At 62.2% G+C, this 20,710-nt stretch carries 24 protein-coding genes; 15 read left to right on the top strand and 9 right to left on the bottom strand.

The window, feature by feature from the left end:
- Window positions 1–7 precede the first annotated feature (7 nt).
- From O9X62_RS15545 to O9X62_RS15535, 3 genes are all read right to left on the bottom strand, one after another.
- Complete coding sequence (locus O9X62_RS15545) at window positions 8–1,558, bottom strand: response regulator (RefSeq protein ID WP_269533876.1); 1,551 nt, start codon at window positions 1,556–1,558, stop codon at window positions 8–10.
- A gap of 304 nt (window positions 1,559–1,862) precedes the next feature.
- The gene (locus O9X62_RS15540) at window positions 1,863–3,383 is read right to left on the bottom strand and encodes a fumarate hydratase (protein ID WP_269533875.1); all 1,521 of its coding nucleotides are present in this window, start codon (window positions 3,381–3,383) and stop codon (window positions 1,863–1,865) included.
- 51 nt (window positions 3,384–3,434) lie between these two features.
- A complete protein-coding gene (locus tag O9X62_RS15535) occupies window positions 3,435–4,184 on the bottom strand; it encodes an ABC transporter substrate-binding protein (RefSeq protein ID WP_269533874.1) in 750 nt (249 codons plus the stop codon).
- Window positions 4,185–4,441: 257 nt separating this feature from the next.
- On the opposite strand from O9X62_RS15535, the gene O9X62_RS15530 reads away from it, so the two are divergent.
- The gene (locus O9X62_RS15530) at window positions 4,442–6,049 is read left to right on the top strand and encodes an alpha-amylase family protein (protein ID WP_269533873.1); all 1,608 of its coding nucleotides are present in this window, start codon (window positions 4,442–4,444) and stop codon (window positions 6,047–6,049) included.
- Window positions 6,050–6,146: 97 nt separating this feature from the next.
- On the opposite strand, the gene O9X62_RS15525 is transcribed toward O9X62_RS15530, so the two are convergent.
- The 6 genes from O9X62_RS15525 to O9X62_RS15500 all read right to left on the bottom strand — a co-directional run bounded on the left by O9X62_RS15525 (window position 6,147) and on the right by O9X62_RS15500 (window position 10,941).
- Window positions 6,147–6,953 (bottom strand): ferritin-like domain-containing protein, encoded by an 807-nt coding sequence (locus tag O9X62_RS15525; RefSeq protein WP_269533872.1) that lies wholly within the window; start codon window positions 6,951–6,953, stop codon window positions 6,147–6,149.
- Complete coding sequence (locus O9X62_RS15520; protein WP_269533871.1) at window positions 6,950–7,237, bottom strand: DUF1653 domain-containing protein; 288 nt, start codon at window positions 7,235–7,237, stop codon at window positions 6,950–6,952. Before O9X62_RS15520 ends, O9X62_RS15525 begins: the two co-directional genes overlap by 4 nt.
- 1 nt (window position 7,238) lies before the next feature.
- Window positions 7,239–8,387 carry a M14-type cytosolic carboxypeptidase gene (locus tag O9X62_RS15515; RefSeq protein WP_269533870.1) on the bottom strand — a complete coding sequence of 383 codons (1,149 nt, stop codon included), beginning with the start codon at window positions 8,385–8,387 and terminating at the stop codon, window positions 7,239–7,241.
- Between the two features lie 159 nt (window positions 8,388–8,546).
- Window positions 8,547–9,215, bottom strand: a complete 669-nt coding sequence (locus O9X62_RS15510; protein ID WP_269533869.1) for a hypothetical protein — start codon at window positions 9,213–9,215, stop codon at window positions 8,547–8,549.
- A gap of 130 nt (window positions 9,216–9,345) precedes the next feature.
- Window positions 9,346–9,747, bottom strand: coding sequence for a YchJ family protein (locus O9X62_RS15505; RefSeq protein ID WP_269533868.1), 402 nt, complete (start codon window positions 9,745–9,747; stop codon window positions 9,346–9,348).
- Between the two features lie 72 nt (window positions 9,748–9,819).
- Window positions 9,820–10,941, bottom strand: coding sequence for a cupin domain-containing protein (locus O9X62_RS15500; RefSeq protein WP_269533867.1), 1,122 nt, complete (start codon window positions 10,939–10,941; stop codon window positions 9,820–9,822).
- 132 nt (window positions 10,942–11,073) lie between these two features.
- On the opposite strand from O9X62_RS15500, the gene O9X62_RS15495 reads away from it, so the two are divergent.
- The 14 genes from O9X62_RS15495 (at window position 11,074) to O9X62_RS15430 (ending at window position 20,608) form a co-directional block, all read left to right on the top strand.
- Window positions 11,074–11,544, top strand: coding sequence for a peroxiredoxin (locus O9X62_RS15495; RefSeq protein WP_269533866.1), 471 nt, complete (start codon window positions 11,074–11,076; stop codon window positions 11,542–11,544).
- A 35-nt stretch (window positions 11,545–11,579) separates the two neighbouring features.
- Window positions 11,580–12,065, top strand: coding sequence for a peptidylprolyl isomerase (locus O9X62_RS15490; protein WP_269533865.1), 486 nt, complete (start codon window positions 11,580–11,582; stop codon window positions 12,063–12,065).
- A 130-nt stretch (window positions 12,066–12,195) separates the two neighbouring features.
- Complete coding sequence (gene cysE / locus O9X62_RS15485; protein ID WP_269533864.1) at window positions 12,196–12,948, top strand: serine O-acetyltransferase; 753 nt, start codon at window positions 12,196–12,198, stop codon at window positions 12,946–12,948.
- 88 nt (window positions 12,949–13,036) lie between these two features.
- Window positions 13,037–13,516, top strand: coding sequence for a Fe-S cluster assembly transcriptional regulator IscR (iscR, locus tag O9X62_RS15480; protein WP_269533863.1), 480 nt, complete (start codon window positions 13,037–13,039; stop codon window positions 13,514–13,516).
- 39 nt (window positions 13,517–13,555) lie between these two features.
- A complete protein-coding gene (locus O9X62_RS15475; protein ID WP_269533862.1) occupies window positions 13,556–14,764 on the top strand; it encodes an IscS subfamily cysteine desulfurase in 1,209 nt (402 codons plus the stop codon).
- 52 nt (window positions 14,765–14,816) lie between these two features.
- A complete protein-coding gene (gene iscU / locus O9X62_RS15470) occupies window positions 14,817–15,200 on the top strand; it encodes a Fe-S cluster assembly scaffold IscU (RefSeq protein ID WP_269533860.1) in 384 nt (127 codons plus the stop codon).
- Between the two features lie 72 nt (window positions 15,201–15,272).
- Complete coding sequence (gene iscA / locus O9X62_RS15465) at window positions 15,273–15,596, top strand: iron-sulfur cluster assembly protein IscA (RefSeq protein WP_269533859.1); 324 nt, start codon at window positions 15,273–15,275, stop codon at window positions 15,594–15,596.
- Window positions 15,597–15,628: 32 nt separating this feature from the next.
- Entirely contained in the window at window positions 15,629–16,159 is a 531-nt protein-coding gene (gene hscB, locus O9X62_RS15460) for a Fe-S protein assembly co-chaperone HscB (protein ID WP_269533858.1), read from the top strand.
- 27 nt (window positions 16,160–16,186) lie between these two features.
- Entirely contained in the window at window positions 16,187–16,426 is a 240-nt protein-coding gene (locus O9X62_RS15455; protein WP_269533856.1) for a DUF2789 domain-containing protein, read from the top strand.
- 99 nt (window positions 16,427–16,525) lie between these two features.
- A complete protein-coding gene (gene hscA / locus O9X62_RS15450) occupies window positions 16,526–18,388 on the top strand; it encodes a Fe-S protein assembly chaperone HscA (RefSeq protein WP_269533855.1) in 1,863 nt (620 codons plus the stop codon).
- A gap of 120 nt (window positions 18,389–18,508) precedes the next feature.
- Window positions 18,509–18,865, top strand: a complete 357-nt coding sequence (gene fdx / locus O9X62_RS15445) for an ISC system 2Fe-2S type ferredoxin (protein WP_269533854.1) — start codon at window positions 18,509–18,511, stop codon at window positions 18,863–18,865.
- Window positions 18,862–19,353 (top strand): YbaK/EbsC family protein, encoded by a 492-nt coding sequence (locus O9X62_RS15440; protein ID WP_269533853.1) that lies wholly within the window; start codon window positions 18,862–18,864, stop codon window positions 19,351–19,353. Before fdx ends, O9X62_RS15440 begins: the two co-directional genes overlap by 4 nt.
- Window positions 19,350–19,544 (top strand): Fe-S cluster assembly protein IscX, encoded by a 195-nt coding sequence (gene iscX / locus O9X62_RS15435; RefSeq protein ID WP_269533852.1) that lies wholly within the window; start codon window positions 19,350–19,352, stop codon window positions 19,542–19,544. Before O9X62_RS15440 ends, iscX begins: the two co-directional genes overlap by 4 nt.
- A gap of 200 nt (window positions 19,545–19,744) precedes the next feature.
- A complete protein-coding gene (locus O9X62_RS15430; protein WP_269533851.1) occupies window positions 19,745–20,608 on the top strand; it encodes an isochorismatase family protein in 864 nt (287 codons plus the stop codon).
- Window positions 20,609–20,710 lie beyond the last annotated feature (102 nt).

Here is a 20,710-nt window from a genome sequence, read left to right as displayed (position 1 = left end):
GCCGTTTTTAGGCTGCGGGCAAGAAAAGCGTCAAGCGGGTTTCGTCCAGCGTGTCATTGCAATCCATTTCCAGCCGGCCGCCCTGTGCTTCGGTCAGCAGCCGCGCTGAATAGGTACCCAGCCCCGTGCCATCGGCCTTGCCGTGGGTGGCGTACTTGTCGAAAAAGCGTGGCCGGATGGCCAGCGGTACGGCGCCCCGGTTGACGACCTGTACGACGCATTCACCGGCGACGCGCAATACCGCCACTTTGACGAGGCCGTCATCCGGCGAGGCTTCTACGGCGTTCTTGAGCAGATTGGCAAACACGGAGCGCAACAAGGCGGCTTCGGCCAGCGCCTGTTGCGGCACCGGACACTCGCTCTGGATATCGACGGGCTTCCAGGCGAACTGAAGGCGAATCTCCTCGATCACGGTTTCCAGCAGCTTGCCCAAATCCGTCGCCCGGGTTTCGGCTTGGTAGTCGCCCTGCTCGATCTTGTACAGGGTGAGCGACAGGTTGATCAGGTCCAGGGCGTGGTTAGCCGCCCCCTCCATCAGTTGCAGGCGCTCCCGCTGCTGCGGTTGCAGCTCGGCATCCAGCTGCATCAACTCGGCGGTTTGCGCCACGGCGGCGATCGGGTTGCGTAGATCGTGATGGGTAATGCGTTCGATATCGTCACGCAGGCGGGCGTTATCGGCCAGCACCTGATTCTGCCGCCGCAACTCGTGCAAGGCCTGATTCAGCCGCAGATGGGTATTGATGCGTGCGCGCATGACTTCGGGCTGCGCCGGCTTCACCACATAGTCCACAGCCCCCAGCGCAAAGCCATCGACCATATCGTCGGTCTGATCCTTGGCGGTCAGGAAAATCACCGGAATATCCCGCGTGCGTCGGTCAGCCTTGAGCTGGCGGCAGACTTCGTAGCCGTCCATGTCCGGCATCATCACATCAAGCAGGATGATGTCCGGCGGCTGCGCGCCCCGTGCCACTTCCAGTGCCTTGGGACCGTTGGTGGCCACCTTGATGGCGTAATCCTGCTTGAGTACGCCGGCCATCACTTCGATATTCGTCGGCACATCATCCACCACCAGCACGGTGGCGCGCAGGGTCCGCGTATCCAGCGGCACATCCAGTCCCAGCACTGGTACTTCGGCCGAGGCTGGCGTAGTGGGCATGACAGCCCGCTGGCGCATTTGCGACTGGGGCGCCAGCTGGCGCAACACCCGGCTGCGCAAGGTGGCTGCCGTAAAGGGCTTGACCAGGTAATCACTGACCCCGGCATCAATGGCTTGCTTGAGGGATTCGCGTCCCGATTCCGCAGTCAGCAGGATGAACGGAATGTCCTTGTAATGCGGGTCGTTACGGCACCAGCACAGCAAGTCGTAGCCGTTCATGCCGGGCATGTTCCAGTCGGCAATGATCAGCGATACCGGTACGGTTTCCAGCATCTGCCGGGCTTCGGCACCGTGGGTGGCAACGTGTACATTGTGTAATTGCATTTCGCTCAGCACGTGCTGAACGGCCAGACGCATCTGGTGATAATCGTCGGCAATCAGGATATGCGGGCTCTTGTCCATGGCGCTTTGTGGCTTGATCGGGCTGACGGGGAGTTTCTGGCGTGCACGGCTTCCTCCAGCTGTGTCACACCGCGCTCAGCGGCCAGTGTAGCAGTGCATGGGCGATGCACGACGCGACAACTTGGCTCGTTTGCGCGCCGTGTGGCGTGCTAACGCCAACGGGCCGCTGATTTATAGACTAGCGCGGCTGGCTGGCCTAGCTGCTTGGTGATCTGTCTCGGGTCTGCGCAGACAAGGCAGAGTGCCCGTTAGCGTGGCATGAAAAAAACCCGGCACAAGGCCGGGTTTTCGGGGCATTGCCGGATCAGACCGTGGCGACCGGAATCTTGCCGATGCGTGCCTGCCACTCGGCAGGGCCGGTCTTGTGCACCGAGGTGCCTTGCGAATCGACGGCGACGGTAACAGGCATATCAACCACGTCGAACTCATAGATGGCTTCCATGCCCAGGTCTTCAAAGCCCACCACCTTGGCGCCCTTGATGGCCTTGGAGACCAGGTAGGCCGCGCCGCCCACGGCCATCAGGTACACCGACTGGTGTTTCTTGATGGCGTCCAGGCCGGCCGGGCCGCGTTCGGCCTTGCCGATCATGCCCAGTAGACCGGTTTGCGCCAGCACCTGCTCGGTGAACTTGTCCATGCGCGTGGCGGTGGTGGGGCCTGCCGGGCCGACGACTTCGTCACGTACCGGGTCAACCGGGCCGACGTAATAGATGAACCGGCCAGCGAAATCGACGGGCAGCTTTTCGCCCTTGTTGAGCATGTCGACCATACGCTTGTGGGCGGCGTCGCGGCCGGTCAGCAGCTTGCCGTTGAGCAGCAGGGTCTGGCCCGGCTTCCAGCTGGCAACCTGTGCCTGGGTGATGCTGTTCAGGTCCACACGGGTAGCGTCGGCTGCGGGTTTCCAGGTCACTTGCGGCCAGTCTTCGAGCTTGGGGGCTTCGAGTTCGGCCGGGCCGCTGCCGTCGAGTTCGAAATGCACATGGCGGGTGGCCGCGCAGTTCGGAATCATCGCAATCGGCAGGCTGGCGGCGTGGGTCGGGTAGTCGTAGATCTTCACGTCGAGCACGGTGGCGAGACCACCCAAGCCCTGCGCGCCGATGCCCAGCGCATTGACCTTCTCGTACAGCTCCAGACGCAGCTCCTCGACGCGGTTGTTGGGGCCGCGGGCGATCAGTTCCTGGATGTCGATCGGGTCCATCAACGAGCGCTTGGCCAGCAGCATGGCTTTCTCGGCGGTGCCGCCAATGCCGATACCCAGCATGCCTGGCGGGCACCAGCCGGCGCCCATCAGCGGCACGGTCTTGAGCACCCAGTCCACGATGCTGTCGGACGGGTTAAGCATCGCAAACTTGGATTTGTTCTCCGAGCCACCGCCCTTGGCGGCGATGTGCACTTCCACCGTGTTGCCGGGCACCAGTTCGATATGGGTGACGGCGGGGGTGTTGTCCTTGGTATTCAGGCGCTTGCCGGCCGGGTCCACCAGCACCGAAGCCCGCAGCTTGTTGTCGGGGTGCAGATAGGCTTTGCGCGTACCGGCGTTGACCATGTCCTCGATGCTCATCGTGGCGTCGTCCCACTTCACGCCCATGCCGATCTTCACGAAGGCGCAGACGATGCCGGTGTCCTGGCAAATCGGGCGGTGGCCTTCGGCGCACATACGGCTGTTGGTGAGGATCTGCGCGATGGCGTCCTTGGCAGCCGGCGATTGCTCCAGCTCGTAGGCCTTGCCCAAGGCGTCGATGTAGTCCTTGGGGTGGTAGTAGGAGATGTATTGCAGCGCATCGGCAATGCTGTCGATGAAATCCTGCTGACGGATGGCGGTCATGGAAGACTCCGGGGAAGCGGCGGAAGGAGAAGGTCGATTATAACCGCGAGCCTACTTGCGCCGCAGTGCCATCTGGGCCTTGCGCACGGCAGCCGAATCCCGCACGGCGGGCAGGGTTTGCCAGAGTTGCTGGACCACATCAGGGTGCTGGCGGGCGAAACGGCGTGAAAAAACCAGATAGAACGGCTTGACGACGACCGGCGGGTCGATGCGCAGGATGCGCTGCTGGAAATCGGGATGCTGCTGGATGGCATATTCCGCATCGCTGGATAGCAGCACCGCCGCGACAAGGCGGCCCGCCAGCAATTTGCGCAGATTGTCCCCGGCTGAGCTGGCGCTGGGGTCCAGTGTCAGCTGGGCGGCTTGCAGGTCATTCATGATCGAATAGCCTCGCTGCACACCCACCAGGCCGTGGATGCCGCTGAAACGCTGACCATCCCAACTGGCGGTCCCCTCCCGCAGCCGATACAGGCTGTAACTATCGATATTGAGGCTCAACGCCGCATCGGGCTGACCCGCCTTCATCGGGTAGATCGCCATCTCCGCCCGCTCCGGCGTGAAAGAGGCGCCCACCGCGCCATCCCAGACGTCGGCGCGCAGTTCTGCCAGGCAGCGGGTCCAGGCGCGGCCATGCAGCTGGATAGCGTGGCCCGACTGCCGCTGGAGTTCGCGCATCAGGATGAGGTGTGCGGACGGGTCGCTACGGACGGTTTCGTCATCGTGGCAGAGCCGGATGGGGGTGGCCTGAACCACCGCGGTCAGCATGGCCAGCATCAGCAGGCGTGAGATGACATAGAGCATGGCGTCGGGATCGTGGCGATGTAGGGGTCATGAACATGGCGCGCAGGCCGCCGGGGTCTGGGCGTCGGGTCGTCCCGGCATCAACGTACGGTGTCGGCGCGGGATAACGCCAAGCCACGGTGCCGATGGAGGCCCTACTCACCATAGCAGCCACAGTTGCGGCGTATGTAGTGAATGCGGTTTGACTACCCCGTGCAAGCTGCTGATCATCGCCAAACCGATGCTTGAAACAAAACTACAGATAATCGGAGTGAGCCATGCAAGTCAAAACCCGCTGGGCGAGTATCGCCCTGTTGTCGTTGCTATTCGCCTGTGGAGGCGGTGGTGGATCAGGTAGCGCTGGAGGGAGTGGAACTACACCGCCCCAGACGCCGCCACCCAACCCGACCCCACCGACCCGCCCGGTACTGGACCCCACCTATCGCGCCAGCGGCCACGCTGCAGCCGGTGATGTGATGGTGCATCTGTTTGAATGGAAGTGGGCGGACATCGCCACCGAGTGCGAGACTGTGCTGGGTCCGCGTGGCTACCAGGCAGTACAGATTTCTCCGCCTCAGGAACATATTGCGGGCAGTGCATGGTGGACCCGCTACCAGCCCGTCAGCCATAGCCTCGACAAGAGCCGCTCTGGTACCCGCGCCGAGTTTGTCGATATGGTGGGGCGGTGCAAGGCGGCGGGTGTGGCGATCTACGCCGATGCGGTAATAAACCATATGACCGCGGGCAGTGGAACGGGCACGGCGGGAACGGCGTACACCAAGTACAACTATCCGGGCCTGTTTGCCCAGGCAGATTTCCACGCGACTTGTGGCGTCAACAATTACCAGAGCGTGGCCAATGTGCAGGATTGCGAGCTGGTCGGGCTGGCGGACCTGGACACCGGCTCGGCCAGCGTGCAGCAAAAGCTCGCGGATTACCTGCTGGCGCTAGCCCGTTTGGGCGTGGCCGGTTTCCGCATCGATGCGGCCAAGCATATCCAGCCCGTGGAGCTCAACGCGATTCTCGCCAAGGTGAACCAGACGCTGGCGGCCGAGGGCAAGCCGTTGCCGTACTACTTTGCCGAAGTGATCGATTACGGTGGTGAGGCGGTCCAGAAGTCCGACTACTTTGGTTTGGCCTACGGCTCGGGTGGGGCTTCGGATATTACCGAGTTCAAGTTCCGTGGCGTCAGCGACAAGTTCCTGCAAAAGGGCAGCCAGAAACTGGCCGAACTCAATCCGGCCGGCCCGGCGGGCGCCCAGTTCTCGGCCGCTGCCTGGGGGCTGATGCCGGCCGACAAGGCGGTGGTATTCCTTGAAAACCACGATACGGCGCGGGATACGGGCAACCCCGGTTTGGGTTACCGCGATGGCGCCATCTGGCGTTTGGCCAATGTCTGGATGCTGGCGCAGTCGTATGGCTACCCGTCGATTCTGTCGGGCTACGGTTTTGACCGTAGCAGTCTGGCCGGTCGTGATGCGGGCCCGCCAGCAGGAGCGCTGGCCTGTGCGGCCTCGGTGGAAGCGGCGACGACAGGCCAATGGGTGTGTGAGCACCGCGACCGCGCCGTGGCCAATATGGTGGGCTTCCGTCGTGCCGTGGCCGGCACGTCAATGACCAACTGGTGGGATAACGGCGCCAATGCGATTGCATTCTCGCGCGGGACCAAGGGTTTTGTGGCTATCAACCGCGAAGCCTCGGCGCTGAGCCGCGCGTTCCAGACCGGGCTGCCCGCCGGCAAGTACTGTGATGTGCTGACGGGTCTGATGGCCAGCGGGGTGTGTACCGGTCAAGCGGTAACCGTCGCCGCCGATGGCATGGCCAGCCTGAGTCTGCCCAGCAACAGCGCACTTGCGCTGCATGTAGGGCAACAAGCCGCCCCCTAGGGTGCAATAAGCGCAGCGCATTGCGCCGCCAGCATCATTGGTGCAATGCGGCCTGCAGCCTTATTGGCACCCTGCTAGACCCGCCGGATTCGCTGGTTCAGCCGTTGACCGAGTAATCCCGTAGTGCATCCAGTTCACTGGTCTCGAAGCCCGCCCGCAGGCGGGCTTCGATATTCAGCTCCCCGATCTGCCGAGGGGCGCGGTACCTGCGCAGCAGGCGACGGAACTCGGCCACCGGGTCGAGGTTACGTTCGTGACAAAGGTGGCGGAACCAGCGGTTGCCTACCGCCACATGGCCGACTTCGTCGCGGAAGATGATGTCGAGTATGGCCGCGGCTTGGGTATCCCCGGCGGCGAGCAGGCGTGCCTGCATGCCGGGCGTGACATCCAGTCCTCGTGCTTCGAGCAGGCGCGGTACCAGCGCCATGCGTGCCAGCACATCATCCGCCGTGCGTTCGGCCATCTCCCAGAGCGCGTTGTGGGCCGGGAAGTCGCCGTAGTCGGCATCCAGTGTGTGCAGATGCTGGCGCAGCAGCCGGAAATGCAATGCTTCCTCGGCCGCCACGCGCAACCAGTCTGCGTAGTAGTCGGCGGGCATGCCGGCAAAGCGGGCGGCGTGATCGAGGGCCAGATTGATGGCGTTGAACTCGATATGCGCAATCGCGTGGATCAGCGCCGCGCGGCCACCTGGCGAGCCGAGTTTGCGGTGCGACAGCTGCTGTGGGTGCACCAGCTCGGGCCGGGCTGGCCGGCCCGGCGTCGTAGCGGGTGCCGACCAGCCGTGCCCGGCGTTCAGCTCACCGCGCTGCCACTGCGTCCACAGCGCCGTGGCAGCAGCTGCCTTGGCTTCGGGGTCGGTTTCGGCAATCGCGGCCTGAACGGCCGGGTACAGCGACGCGCTCATGCGCCTTTGGCTGCCCGGCGCGCGGCCTTGGCGGCATTGACCGCTGCCTGGGCTTCGTCGCGCTTGCCCTGCATGGCGGCATCGACTTCAGCCTTGGTACAGGGTGTGAAGCGGGTTTCGAACTCGGTGCGGTCGCGTACCCACAGGCCTTGGTCAAACGGCCACAGATGTTCGTAGACCACCAGCGGGCCGGTGGTATCAGCCGACCTTGCGTGGGCCACAAAGCTGTAGAGGCCGCCATCGGTATGGCGGTAGTAGTGGACCGTTTCGTTGGGCTGGCTCATGTCAGCGCACCGTGTCGATCACGCTGTAGACCGCATTCAGCACGCCTGCACCCAGCTTCTTGGAGCGCTCGCCACTCCAGCCGTATTCCTCGTCGGGCAGGTTGGCGTTGTCCTTGAACGGCATCTCGATGGTGTAGCTCAGGCAATCGAAATGCTGACCGACCCAGTTGGTCGCGAGGGTCAGATTGGCTTCGCCCGGTGCATCCTTGTCGTAACCATGCACGTCCTGGAAATCGGGCGAGACAGCAATCCAGGCCGCCTTGAACGCTTCTTCCAGATGATGCAGGCGCGGCGTGTAGCCGGGGTTGCCCTCGCAGCCTGCCACAAAGTTGTAGGGACGGGCCTCATCGCCGTGGGCATCCAGAAACAGATCGACGCCGGTCTCGCGCATCTTCTCGCGTACCAGATAGACCTCGGGGGAGCGAGCCAGCGTGGGGGTACCCCATTCGCGGTTAAGGTTGGCACCAGCAGCGTTGGTGCGCAGATTGCCCCGCACCGAGCCATCGGGATTCATGTTGGGCACGACATGGAATACACATTTGTCCAGCAACACGCGGCTGACCGGATCATCGCCATCGAGCAGCCGTTCGAGGAATCCTTCCACGAACCACTCGGCCATGGTTTCGCCAGGATGCTGGCGTGCGATGAGCCAGACCTGCTTGCGGTGCTCCACGGGCACGCTGCTTTCTTCATTGGTGATGCGCAGCACGTTCATGTCGCGACCATCGAGCGTGGCGCCCAGGTGCTCGACCTCGACCTTGTCCGAACCTGCGGCAAAGCCCAGCAGATCGAGATGGCGTTCCCAGGAGTAGGGCTCGAAGTACGCAAAGTAAATGCTGTTGGTGTACGGCGTGAGCGAAGCGCTCATGACCTGGCCATCGAATTCGGTATCGATGCGGAACCAGTGCTGGCGATCGTAACTGGCCACCACACGGTAGCCATGCCAGTCCGGGTAGGCACTGCTGCCGGCATTGAGGAAACGCAAGGTCACCGGCAGGCCGGCTGCGCCTTGCAGGCGGAAGTGGAACCACTGGGCGAATTCGCTGGCGTTATCAGGCTTGATACGCAGCTGGATATCGCGGTGATCGTCAAGGCTGACAACCTCGATGGAACCGGAATCAAAAGCGGTGGAAATATGCAGTTTGGGCATGGCGCAGGTCCGGACGGGCCGCAAGACCATCAGGGGGGGCTTGCGGCAAGGTGGGGAATGCGCGGATTTTAGCGATTCGTAGCCCGGTGTGCTCTGGCGAATCACGCGGTAGACCCGGTAGGCACGGCGTGGACCGGTCCTACCGGGTATCAAGGTAAGTCAATCAATCAGCGAAAAGCTCAGCGGCACCTGCATGTTCATGTCCACGCCTTGACCTGCGCACTTGAGTCTGCGCATGCTGGCCAGCACCGTGCCCTGCATGGCACTGCTCGCGTAGGCATGGGTGGTGCTGCGCACCTGGGCGGACTTGATCTCGCCATGGGCGCCGACGAGTACCTGCACCAGCATGTCGAACTGACTGATGCCGCGTGCGGCGAAATCCGCCTTGTCGGCCACGATGGGCAACTTATCGCCAAGCATGGTCTGGATCTCGCCGTAATTGCTGCATGCCACCGAAGGGGTAAGCGGTGGGCCGGCAGGTCGTGCGTCGACCTGACCAATGGGTGCGGCCTGTCCGGTTGCGGGCGGCGTGGCCGGGAGGGTGTCCGGCATGACAGGTACACTGGGGGCGATGGGTGGCGGGTCAATCGGTGCGATACGGATATCGACCCGTGTTGTGGGCAGGGGCATCTTGACTGGCGCGGGCTCAACCTTGGGTTTAGGTTGATCCGGCACCAGGGTCACGGGCTGAAGTACGGTGCTGACCAGCGTGCTGCCATGCTGCAGGCCGTAAACCAGGCCGTACACGATACCTGCGTGCAGCAGACCGACCATCAGCAGACTGGCCGGATGCTTCTGTGGAAAACGGGCTTGTGCTACGTAATCCATAGGTGCTCCCCTTGCGATCTTGATTCCGGTTGGGATGACCGGCCGCACCTGCGACGGCGGCCGGTGATTTCAAGCTAGCAGGGGATGCGGTGCCAAGCAAATGCTTGCTTTGGCGCCGGGCGATGCGTACTTACTCTTCCATCTCGCCGTCCACGTATTTCCACCAGCCCTTCACGCGCTGGAAGCGGCTTTTCTCGGCTACCTTGGCGGCTTTGCCGCCAATCTTGAAGCGCGCCACGTATTCCACTGTGCCTTCATTGTCGTGTACGCCGCCCCCTTCGGTGGCGATGATGCTCAGGCCCACCCACTTGGCCGTGTCACCCTCGAAGTCCAGTGTCTGAGGGCGCGTATCGGGGTGCCAGCTGAACAGCAGGTAATCCGCCTTCTTGAGCACAAAAGCGGCATAGCGCGAACGCATCAGCGCTTCGGCCGTTGGCGCGGTTTCCTTTTCCATGTGGTACAGGAAGCAGCAATCCTTGTAAGGCTTGCCGGAGCCGCAGGGGCAATCGGTGGGGAAGGCGTGTTTGGACATGGTAGGCAATGAGTCTGAGGTAAGGGGCAAGGTGCTGGGGGAAGGGGCGGCCTGGCAGGGAGGCCGCTGCCCTCAGCCTTCTGCCAGGTGCAGGTAACCGTATTCGTAGCAGGCAAACAGGGCGTCGAGTACCGCTGGCGGATAGCTGGCGGCGGGGAGGCTGCGCTGATTGGCAAGCTGGTGCAGGGCAGGGAAGGCTGCGGTGTCGGCATCCAGTGCGTCGCCGTTGATGTAGACCCGCTCGCTATCGAACAGCATGACCGATTTGAGATCCAGCGCCACACCCTGCTTGGTGACGGCCTTGGCAAAGGCCTTTTCTGTCAGCAACTCATCAGGTGAGTCGTAGAACACATGCGATTTGGGTTCGCTGAAGTAGCGGCCGACAAAGTCGCGCACCTCGGCTTCATCCCAGCGGATTTGCGCCAGCATGCCGGCGACACGACGGATAAAATCATCGGGCACTCTGGCGGGGTCGGCCGGGCGTTGCAGATCCGGGTCGGCGTAGAGGCCATCCAGATCGATACGGTCGCGCAGGTAATCGAGAAAGGCGCCGCCCAGCTCGGTGGCCGTGGGCGCCCGAAAGCCGATGGACCAGGTCTGGCCCGCTTCGATGGCGACGCCGTTGTGCGCATATTTGGGTGGCAGGTAGAGCATGTCACCGTGCTCAAGTACCCATTCCTGCTCAGGTTCGAAACGCTCAAGGATCTTGAGTGGCGCACCGTCGACGAGCGTCAGATCGGTCTGCCCCGAAATCTGCCAGCGCTTGCTGCCGCCTACCTGTAACAGAAAGACGTCATAACTATCGAAGTGCGGGCCGACGCCGCCACCGGGCGGGGCGTAGCTGATCATCAGATCATCCAGCCGCACATGCGGAATGAAGTCGAATCGGTAGAGCAACTCTGCCGCGAAGCGCTGATGATGATTGACGTTCTGTACCAGCACGGTCCAGTCGCTGTCGCCCAGTTTTTTGAAGCGAGCGGGCTTGAAGGGGCCAGACTCGCAGAGCCACTTGCCTTTGCGTTGTTCGATAAGTCGCGACTCCACCTCCTCATCGCCCGCAAGGGCGATCAGGTCGGCAAGTTCGGGCAACCAGTCAAATCGGGTGACGGCCTGACGGATCAGCAGTGGTTTCTTTTGCCAGTAGTCGGCGAGGAACTGCTCAGCGGTCAGATTGCCAAGTGGCGGATTGGGCATCTGGGCTATATAGAAAATCGTGAAGGCCGCGATTATCTCATCTCGGCACGTTTAGGGTCTGCTGACGTTTGCTTGCCGCGATCCCCGCACGATGGCCAAGCAACGCCCGCTGGCCCCAGAAGGAGGCGATATATGCTGGAACCCGGCGGACCCGCACCCGATTTCGAGTTGCCCGACGCCGCGATGGAAACGGTCAAACTCTCCGATTACCGCGGCAAGAAGCGCGTAGTGCTGTACTTCTATCATCGTGATGATGATCCCGGCTGTACGGTGGAAGCCATCGAGTTTTCCGATCTGGCTGATCGCTTTGCGAAACAGGATGCGGTGGTACTGGGTGTGAGCCTGGATGACCCGTTCTGCCATGAGGAATTTCGCGACAAGCATGGTTTGCTGGTGCGCTTGTTATCGGATACCGATTACGAAGTGTCGCGCAGCTACAGCACACTGCGGGAGATGGAGCGCAACGGCGTGGTAAAATACGGCACGATCCGATCGACATTCATTGTCGACCGAGATGGCGTGCTGCGGCACGCGCTCTACAATGTCATGCCGCGCGGCCATGCCGCCGACGTGCTCAAGCTCATTCAGCAACTTGATGCCTAGGGATTTCCCGCCGCATCCCTCCGAAGGAAAACCCCATGGAAATCGCCAAGAACGCCGTTGTCGCCCTGCAATATGAAATGTACGACGCGGAAAACCAGCTGCTCGACAAGACCGAAGCCGACGAGCCGATGGTGTACCTGCATGGCGGCTACGATGGCATCTTCCCGGTGGTTGAAGAAGCCCTGCAAGGCAAGAAGAGTGGCGACAAGATCGATGTGACCATGGAACCCGATGATGCCTTCGGCGAATACGATGCTGATCTCGTCCGCATCGAACCGCAGGACATTTTCCCCAAGGAAATCGAAGTCGGCATGACGCTTGAAGCCGATGATCCTGAATCGGGCGATGTGATGCTGTTCACGATTACCGATATCGCCGATGGCAAGGTCGTGGTCGATGGCAACCACCCACTGGCCGGCAAGCGCCTGCGTTTTGTGGCCACCGTCGGTGAAGTGCGTGCCGCCAGCAAGGAAGAAATTGCCCATGGCCACGTGCACGGCGCACACGGTCACCACCACTAAGCCTTTGCGGCTTGGGCATGAACAGAACGGCGAGGCAACTCGCCGTTTTGCATTTTTGTGTCCAGGCCAATTCCGTCAATACGAGTAGTCGAGTAAAATACTCGGACTTTCAATTTGCCCAGAGCCCTGCATGTTTGCGCGCCTACGTGAAAACATCGCCGTCGTGTTTGATCGCGACCCCGCCGCCCGTTCCACCTGGGAGGTGCTCACCTGTTATCCGGGCCTGCACGCGCTGACCATCCAGCAGATTGCCAACTTCTTCTGGCGTCACCACTTCAAGTGGCTGGGCCGCTTCACCTCGCACATCGGCCGTTTCCTCACCGGGATTGAAATCCATCCCGGCGCCACGATAGGCCGCAGGGTGTTCATCGACCACGGCATGGGCATCGTCATCGGCGAAACCGCGGTGATTGGTGACGATTGCACGCTGTACCACGGCGTGACGCTGGGGGGCACCAGCTGGAACAAGGGCAAGCGCCATCCCACGCTCGAAGCCGGCGTGATCATCGGGGCTGGTGCCAAGGTGCTCGGCCCCATCACCCTGCATGCGGGTGCCAAGGTGGGCTCCAACGCGGTGGTGGTCAAAGATGTGCCGCCCAATGCCACGGCCGTGGGCATCCCGGCACGCATCGTGGCTGATGATGTGGCGCAGGCACGCGAGGCCAATGCGGAGAAGATGGGTTTCTCGGCCTATGCGATCTCGACCAAGATGGACGACCCCATCGTGCATGCAATTCACGGTCTGGTGGACCACAGCGCCAATATCGACGAGCGCATCGAACTGATCCTGCGCCGGCTTGAAAAGCTGGGCGTGGATTGCTCTGAGGAGCGCGCCACCGCCGATCGTTTTGATGCGAACTATCTGAACCGAATTGTTGACTAAAACAGTAGGGTAAAATCTTGACCAAAAAAGTCGGGTATTTTATCCTTGAGTCCGTTTTCTTGATCCCACGCTGGCACGGAGCCGCACCATGCGCTTGACCACCAAAGGCCGATTCGCCGTCACCGCGATGCTCGATCTGGCCCTGCGCGCGCAGAACGGCCCGGTAACGCTGGCGGGCATCTCCGAGCGGCAGCAGATTTCCTTGTCCTACCTTGAACAATTGTTCGGCAAGTTGCGCCGCAATGCCTTGGTGGATAGCGTGCGCGGCCCTGGCGGTGGTTATTGCCTGGCACGTCCCACCCACGCGATTTCAGTGGCCGACATCATCACGGCGGTGGATGAGCCGCTGGATGCGACCCAGTGCGGTGGCAAGGAAAACTGCCTGGAGGACAACAAGCGCTGCATGACGCACGACTTGTGGACTGACCTCAATCGCACCATCTACGAATACCTCGCCTCGGTGACGCTGGAAACCCTGATCGCCAGGCAGCGCAGCCATTGCCAGGGCGTCAGCGCCACCATCGAGTGCAGCGCGTTGCTGGAAAAGCGCCAGCCACAGGTTGCCTGAACCGAATATCGACACAGCAAGACCGCACCGGAGCCTCACATGAAGTTGCCCATCTACCTCGACTACTCCGCCACCACGCCGGTGGACCCGCGCGTAGCCGCTGCGATGATTCCCTGGCTGACCGAACATTTCGGCAACCCGGCCAGCCGCTCGCACGCCTTTGGCTGGGAAGCCGAAGAGGCGGTCGAGAACGCGCGTGAAGAAGTCGCCAAGCTGGTCAACTGCGACGCCAAGGAAATCGTCTGGACATCGGGCGCGACCGAGTCGAACAACCTGGCCATCAAGGGTGCAGCGCACTTCTACAAGGACAAGGGCAAGCACCTGATCACCATGAAGACCGAGCACAAGGCCGTGCTCGACACCATGCGTGAACTGGAGCGCGAGGGCTTCGACGTGACCTACCTGAGCCCGCTGGAAAACGGTCTGGTCGACCTGGATCAACTCAAGGCCGCCCTGCGCGACGACACCATCCTCGTCTCCATCATGGCCGTGAACAACGAAATCGGCGTGATCCAGCCCATGGCCCAGATTGGCGAGATGCTGCGCGAACGCGGCATCCTGTTCCATGTCGATGCTGCCCAAGCCACCGGCAAGATTGCCATCGACCTCGCCACCCTCAAGGTCGATCTGATGAGCTTCTCGGCCCACAAGACCTATGGGCCCAAGGGCATTGGCGCGCTGTATGTACGCCGCAAGCCGCGCGTGCGCCTGGAAGCGCAGATGCACGGTGGCGGCCACGAGCGCGGCATGCGTTCGGGCACGCTGGCCACGCACCAGATCATCGGCATGGGCGAGGCATTCAAGATTGCCCGTGAAGACATGGCAACCGAACTCGAACGCATCCGCATGCTGCGTGATCGTTTGTGGAACGGCGTGTCGAACATGGAAGAGGTGTACCTGAACGGCGACATGGACCAGCGCGTGCCGCACAACCTCAACATCAGCTTCAATTATGTCGAGGGCGAGTCGCTGATCATGGCGCTCAAGGATTTGGCCGTCTCCAGCGGCTCGGCCTGTACGTCGGCCAGCCTCGAGCCCAGCTATGTGCTGCGCGCCCTGGGCCGCAATGATGAACTGGCGCATAGCTCGATCCGCTTCACGATCGGCCGCTTCACCACGGTGGAAGACATCGATTACGCGATCAAGCTGATCCACGAAAAGATCGGCAAGCTGCGCGAACTGTCGCCGTTGTGGGACATGTTCAAGGAAGGTATCGACCTGAACACGGTTCAGTGGGCTGCACACTAATTAAGCAGGCCGGGCTGGTGCCCGGCTGCCAACAGGCTTAAGGAGCACGAAAATGGCATACAGCGACAAGGTCATCGACCACTACGAAAATCCCCGCAACGTCGGTTCGTTCGAGAAGGGCGACGATACGGTCGGCACCGGCATGGTGGGCGCTCCCGCCTGCGGCGACGTGATGAAGCTGCAGATCAAGGTGGCCGCCGATGGCACCATTGAGGACGCCAAGTTCAAGACCTACGGCTGTGGCTCGGCCATTGCCTCGTCCTCGCTGATCACCGAGTGGGTCAAGGGCAAAACGCTGGATGAGGCGATGGCGATCAAGAACACCCAGATCGCCGAAGAGCTGGCGCTGCCCCCCGTGAAGATCCACTGCTCGATCCTTGCCGAAGACGCGATCAAGGCGGCGGTGGCCGATTACAAAGCCAAGCACGAAGCGTAAGGCACGCGGGGCTGGCGGATTGGCGCCACCCCTTTGCCTTAGCCCTCCAACCTAACGTCTTGCAGGTAGAACATGGCACTGACTCTCTCTGAAAGCGCTGCGAAGCACGTCAGCAACTACATCGCCAAACGCGGCAAGGGCGTGGGCGTGCGGCTGGCCGTGCGCACCTCGGGTTGCTCGGGTATGGCTTACAAGCTGGAGTTCGTGGATGTACCCGCTGCCGAAGACCTCAGCTTCGAGAGCTTTGGCGTGAAAATCTTCACTGACGCGAAGAGCCTGCCCTATCTAGACGGCACCGAGCTGGATTTCGTGAAGGAAGGCCTCAACGAAGGCTTCAAGTTCAATAACCCGAACGTGAAGGACGAGTGCGGCTGCGGCGAGAGCTTCAATACCTGAGGCTGCCGCGATGCTGATCGTGCCTGACCACCATGCTTGATTTTTCCCACGATCATTTCACCCTGTTCGGCCTGCCGCGCAGCTACAGCCTGGATGGTGCGGCACTGGAAACGGCATATCGCGCCCTGCAGAGCCTGTACCACCCTGACCGCGCCGCTGCGCTGGCCGATGCCGACAAGCGTCTGGCACTGCAAGCCGCCACGCGCGTCAACGAAGCCTTCCAGACCCTGAAATCCCCACTGAACCGAGCGCGCTATCTGCTGCAGCTGGCCGGGGTGGATACAAAGGAAGAAACCAACACCAGCATGCCCGCCGCCTTCCTGATGCAGCAGATGGAATGGCGCGAAGCGGTGATGGATGCACGCGCCGCGCAGGATATGGCCGCACTGGATCAGCTTGCCGGCGAGCTGGCAGGCGAAACCCGCGTGCTCGAACACGCACTGGCCCGTGAGCTGGATACGCGGCATGACTACGCTGCGGCGGCACTTATCGTGCGCAAGCTGCGCTTTCTGGCCAAGCTGGATCAGGAAATCGGCGACGCGGTAGAAGTGTTGCTCGATTGAGCGCGGGCTAAAGGAGAGGATGCCGTAATGGATACCAGCAAGCACGATTTCGCCGGTTTGTTTGCCCAGCTCGGGCTCGCCAACGATATGGCTGCGATACAGGCTTTCATCGCCTCGCACCCGCTTGCTGCCGACACGCCGATTGCGCAGGCCGCTTACTGGACCCCCTCGCAAGCCGCCTTTCTGGCCGAGGAGCTTGATGACGACGGCGACTGGGCCGAAGTGATCGATGCACTGGCCTTGCTGCTCAGCAAACAGGCCGGTTGATACCACCGTATACCGGCGCGCACCGTCTAGCGGTACGCGCCTCGCAATGCTTGACCCGGTGTGCAGCAATGACCGGGCGTTGAAAGACTCGATTCGATTATGGCCCTGTTCCAGATTGCCGAACCCGGCGAAGCTCCCGCACCGCACCAGCAGCGTCTTGCTGTCGGTATCGACCTTGGCACGACCAATTCGCTGGTCGCAACCGTGCGCAGTGGTTCTGCCACCGTACTGCCCGACGAGCGCGGCCGCAATCTGCTGCCCTCGGTCGTGCATTACGCCGCGGACGGCGCGATCACCGTGGGTCATCGCGCCCAGGCGCGGCAGATGGAAGACCCGCGCAATACCATTGTCTCGGTCAAACGTTTCATGGGCCGCGGCGTCAAGGATCTGCCAGATTCTGCAGCCACGCCATACCGCTTTGTCGATGCGCCGGGCATGCTCAAACTCAAAACCGTAGCGGGCGAGAAGAGCCCCGTCGAAGTATCGGCCGATATCCTGCGTACGCTACGCCTGCGCGCGGAGGCCAGCCTGGGCGGTGAACTGGTGGGCGCCGTGATTACCGTGCCCGCTTACTTTGACGACGCCCAACGCCAGGCCACCAAGGACGCCGCCACGCTGGCCGGCCTGAACGTGCTGCGCCTGCTCAATGAGCCCACGGCAGCGGCCGTGGCCTATGGGCTCGACAATGCGGCGGAAGGTACCTATGTGGTGTATGACCTGGGCGGCGGCACGTTTGATGTATCGATTCTCAAGCTGACTCGCGGCGTGTTCGAGGTGCTGTCCACTTCGGGAGATTCTGCGCTGGGTGGCGACGACTTCGACCAGCGCATCTATTGCTGGATTGCCGAGCAAGCCGGCCTGAGCCTGGTTGGCGACCACGACATGCGCCTGCTGCTCACGCGTGCGCGCGAGGCCAAGGAAGCGCTCAGCGAACACGAAAGCACGCGCATTACGGCCAAGCTGCAAAACGGCACGGTGATTGATCTGGAACTCGATGTGGAAACCTTCGAGACCATCACCAAGACCCTGGTGCAGAAAACCATCAACCCGGTGCGCAAGGCGCTGCGAGATGCGCGCCTCGGTGTGGAGCACATCAAGGGCGTGGTGATGGTGGGCGGTGCCACCCGTATGCCGCATGTGCGCCGAGCCGTGGCTGAGTTCTTTGGCTGTGAGCCGCTGACCAATCTCGATCCCGACAAGGTGGTCGCCCTTGGCGCGGCCATGCAGGCCAATGCGCTCGCCGGCAACAAGAGCGATGATGAATGGTTGCTGCTGGATGTGATTCCGCTCTCGCTGGGGCTGGAAACCATGGGCGGCCTCTCGGAAAAGGTCATCCCGCGCAACAGCACGATTCCCACCGCACGGGCGCAGGATTTCACTACCTACAAGGAAGGCCAGACCGCCATGGCTATCCACGTGGTGCAGGGCGAACGCGAGCTGGTGGCCGATTGCCGATCGCTCGCGCGCTTCGAGCTACGCGGCATTCCGCCCATGGCGGCAGGCGCGGCGCGTATCCGTGTGACCTTCCAGGTCGATGCCGATGGCCTGCTCAGCGTGTCTGCGCGCGAACAGTCCACCGGCATCGAAGCCAGCATTGCCGTGAAGCCGGCCTATGGCCTGGGTGATGATGAAATCGCCCGTATGCTGCAAGAGAGCATGACATACGCCAGCGCCGACATGCAGGCCCGCGCCCTGACCGAGGCTCGTGTCGAAGCCGAAGGGCTGCTGGATGCGATTGCGATCGCCCTGGCCAGCGATGGCGCGCTACTTGATGCGTCTGAACGCGCCGAGGTGGATGCCGCCATCGCCGCCCTGGGCTTGGCCCATGCGGGTAATGATGCCGCTGCAATCCGCCATGCCACCGAGCTGCTCAACCAGGCTAGCAATGAGTTTGCCGCGCGCCGTATGGATGCGGCGGTGAAACGCGGGTTGGCCGGGCAAAAGCTCAGCGAACTGGGATAATCCGTTCCCCTCGCCCGCAGGCGGGAGAGGGGTGAGGGCGGCGCATAGCGCCGTACGCCCGAGATGGCTCACTGCCTATGGACAGGGGTGGGCCCAAGCAAAGCAACCCAAGAGGCAAACATGCCCATCATCACCGTACTTCCCCACGCCGAACTCTGCCCCCAGGGCAAACAGATCGATGCACCTGAAGGCGAATCGATCTGCGACGTGTTGCTGCAACACGATATCGCCATCGAACACGCCTGCGAGAAGTCCTGCGCGTGTACCACCTGCCATGTGATCGTGCGTCAGGGTTTCAACAGCCTGACCCCGAGCGAGGAAGAGGAAGACGACTTGCTCGACAAGGCCTGGGGCCTGACGAGTGTGTCGCGCCTGTCGTGCCAGGCCATTGTGGCCAAGGCAGACCTGACCGTGGAAATCCCCAAGTACACGATCAACCACGCCCGCGAGCACTACGACAAGGACTGGGATGTATGAACCAGCCACTGAGCAGCCAGCAACGTGTTGAGGCCGCACTGGCTGCGGCCGGTATTGCCATCGAGATGAAGGTCTTCCCGGCGGGCACGCGCACTGCAGCCGATGCCGCTGCCGCGATAGGTTGCACTGTGGCCGAGATCGCCAAGTCCATCGTGCTGCAAGCCAAGGCCAGCGACCGTGTGGTGCTGGTGGTGACCAGCGGCAGCAATCGCGTCGATGAGGCTCGAGTCACCGCCTTGTTGGGCGAGCCGGTCAGCCGCGCCGATGCCGATTTCGTGCGCCGCAAGACCGGCTTTGCGATTGGCGGCGTGGCGCCGGTGGGTCACCTGGAGTCCCCGGCCATCCTGATTGACCGTGATCTGCTCCAGTTCGAGCATGTCTGGGCAGCCGGCGGCACCAGCGATAGCGTATTCCGCCTGACGCCGGCCGAACTGCAAGCCGTAACCGGCGCACCCGTATGTGACATCAAGCAGGAGCAACAACCATGAAGTGGACGGATTCGCGCGATATCGCCATTGAACTGGCCGACAAATTCCCCGATCAGGATCCCAAGGCCGTGCGCTTTACCGACCTGATGCAGTGGGTGATGGCGCTCGACGGTTTCGACGATGATCCCAAGCATTGCGGCGAGAAGATTCTCGAAGCCATCCAGATGTGCTGGATCGACGAAGCCGAGTAAGGTCGTCTGTCCGGTCAAACCGGTCAGCCGTGCAAGCAGGGACGCAGGACAGGGCGCAAGGGCCTGGTCGGCGTCCCTGATGCTTTGGGGAAGCGGATTTATGGCGGTCCTGATCCGTCTTAGTGCGGTTCGGCTCTTTGGTCTGGACACCAAGCCGCGTTAGCATAGGCCAACCCCATAAAAACATAAGGAGATTGCCCATGCTGATGCACGCCGATAACTGCACCTTGCTGGTGGTGGATGTTCAGGACAAGCTGATCCCCGCTGTGGCCGAAGCGCCGCGTCTGGTGGCCGCCGTTCGCTGGTTGATGGATGCCGCGCGCATGAATGGTGTACCCATCGTGCTGTCCGAGCAGTACCCGCAAGGTCTCGGCCATACCGTGGCCGCCTTGCGTGCCGTGGTGCCCGATGCGCCCGTCGTCGACAAAACCTCGTTCTCCTGTGTGGCGGCAGATTGCCTCAAGGGCACGCCCGCCGCCGTACGCGAGCAGGTGGTCATTTGCGGCATGGAGGCCCATGTGTGCGTCTTGCAGACGGCGCTGGAGCTGCGTGCTGCCGGCAAACAGGTCTTCCTGGTCCAGGATGCCATCGGCTCGCGCAGCCACGATGACAAACAAGCCGCCATCGCCCGCGCCGCCGCTGCCGGGGTGCAGATCGTGACGCGGGAAATGGCCTTGTTCGAATGGATGCGCGACAGCCGCGTGCCGCAGTTCCGCGAAGCCAGCAAGCAATTGCTGCAACAGGCACCGGCCTTGGCCTTTGCCGAGGTGCTGGCCTGCTTGCCACGCGTGGATCATCTGGGCGGCATCCAGCTCTGGCGCGAGGGCAAGCTCGAAGCCATCATCGAGAATCGTCCCGGTCAGGCGGGCTCGCTGGCGGTGTACCACGCACTGTTCCGCGACTTCGGCGCGATCACGCCCAAGGCCGCCCGCTTGGGTCAGTGGCTATACGGCGAACACGCCGAGGATGCGCGCAAGCACCCGGGCAAGCACCCGAATATCGACCGGCTGTTCTCGCTGGAGGTGCTGGGTGGTGGCTATGGTGTGCGTTTGATGCCGCATTGAGCGTAGCCAGGCAGTGCTACAAGGCGGGTCGGCAGCTATCAGGCCGGCCCGTTTTCTTGGACATCGCCCTCTGCTCTGAGCAGCTTGCTTGGTGGGTTCGTC

The sequence above is a fragment of the Chitinimonas sp. BJYL2 genome, from assembly GCF_027257935.1.
In the GTDB taxonomy this organism is placed as follows: Bacteria; Pseudomonadota; Gammaproteobacteria; order Burkholderiales; family Chitinimonadaceae; genus Chitinimonas.
This window is presented reverse-complemented; position numbering and strand designations above follow the sequence as displayed.

Excerpts from the sequence above, each read along its gene's own strand:
- O9X62_RS15545 (WP_269533876.1), bottom strand. The coding sequence starts at position 1,558 with ATGGACAAGAGCCCGCATATCCTGATTGCCGACGATTATCACCAGATG.
- O9X62_RS15540 (WP_269533875.1), bottom strand. The coding sequence starts at position 3,383 with ATGACCGCCATCCGTCAGCAGGATTTCATCGACAGCATTGCCGATGCG.
- O9X62_RS15535 (WP_269533874.1), bottom strand. The coding sequence starts at position 4,184 with ATGCTCTATGTCATCTCACGCCTGCTGATGCTGGCCATGCTGACCGCG.
- O9X62_RS15530 (WP_269533873.1), top strand. The coding sequence starts at position 4,442 with ATGCAAGTCAAAACCCGCTGGGCGAGTATCGCCCTGTTGTCGTTGCTA.
- O9X62_RS15525 (WP_269533872.1), bottom strand. The coding sequence starts at position 6,953 with ATGAGCGCGTCGCTGTACCCGGCCGTTCAGGCCGCGATTGCCGAAACC.
- O9X62_RS15520 (WP_269533871.1), bottom strand. The coding sequence starts at position 7,237 with ATGAGCCAGCCCAACGAAACGGTCCACTACTACCGCCATACCGATGGC.
- O9X62_RS15515 (WP_269533870.1), bottom strand. The coding sequence starts at position 8,387 with ATGCCCAAACTGCATATTTCCACCGCTTTTGATTCCGGTTCCATCGAG.
- O9X62_RS15510 (WP_269533869.1), bottom strand. The coding sequence starts at position 9,215 with ATGGATTACGTAGCACAAGCCCGTTTTCCACAGAAGCATCCGGCCAGT.
- O9X62_RS15505 (WP_269533868.1), bottom strand. The coding sequence starts at position 9,747 with ATGTCCAAACACGCCTTCCCCACCGATTGCCCCTGCGGCTCCGGCAAG.
- O9X62_RS15500 (WP_269533867.1), bottom strand. The coding sequence starts at position 10,941 with ATGCCCAATCCGCCACTTGGCAATCTGACCGCTGAGCAGTTCCTCGCC.
- O9X62_RS15495 (WP_269533866.1), top strand. The coding sequence starts at position 11,074 with ATGCTGGAACCCGGCGGACCCGCACCCGATTTCGAGTTGCCCGACGCC.
- O9X62_RS15490 (WP_269533865.1), top strand. The coding sequence starts at position 11,580 with ATGGAAATCGCCAAGAACGCCGTTGTCGCCCTGCAATATGAAATGTAC.
- cysE (WP_269533864.1), top strand. The coding sequence starts at position 12,196 with ATGTTTGCGCGCCTACGTGAAAACATCGCCGTCGTGTTTGATCGCGAC.
- iscR (WP_269533863.1), top strand. The coding sequence starts at position 13,037 with ATGCGCTTGACCACCAAAGGCCGATTCGCCGTCACCGCGATGCTCGAT.
- O9X62_RS15475 (WP_269533862.1), top strand. The coding sequence starts at position 13,556 with ATGAAGTTGCCCATCTACCTCGACTACTCCGCCACCACGCCGGTGGAC.
- iscU (WP_269533860.1), top strand. The coding sequence starts at position 14,817 with ATGGCATACAGCGACAAGGTCATCGACCACTACGAAAATCCCCGCAAC.
- iscA (WP_269533859.1), top strand. The coding sequence starts at position 15,273 with ATGGCACTGACTCTCTCTGAAAGCGCTGCGAAGCACGTCAGCAACTAC.
- hscB (WP_269533858.1), top strand. The coding sequence starts at position 15,629 with ATGCTTGATTTTTCCCACGATCATTTCACCCTGTTCGGCCTGCCGCGC.
- O9X62_RS15455 (WP_269533856.1), top strand. The coding sequence starts at position 16,187 with ATGGATACCAGCAAGCACGATTTCGCCGGTTTGTTTGCCCAGCTCGGG.
- hscA (WP_269533855.1), top strand. The coding sequence starts at position 16,526 with ATGGCCCTGTTCCAGATTGCCGAACCCGGCGAAGCTCCCGCACCGCAC.
- fdx (WP_269533854.1), top strand. The coding sequence starts at position 18,509 with ATGCCCATCATCACCGTACTTCCCCACGCCGAACTCTGCCCCCAGGGC.
- O9X62_RS15440 (WP_269533853.1), top strand. The coding sequence starts at position 18,862 with ATGAACCAGCCACTGAGCAGCCAGCAACGTGTTGAGGCCGCACTGGCT.
- iscX (WP_269533852.1), top strand. The coding sequence starts at position 19,350 with ATGAAGTGGACGGATTCGCGCGATATCGCCATTGAACTGGCCGACAAA.
- O9X62_RS15430 (WP_269533851.1), top strand. The coding sequence starts at position 19,745 with ATGCTGATGCACGCCGATAACTGCACCTTGCTGGTGGTGGATGTTCAG.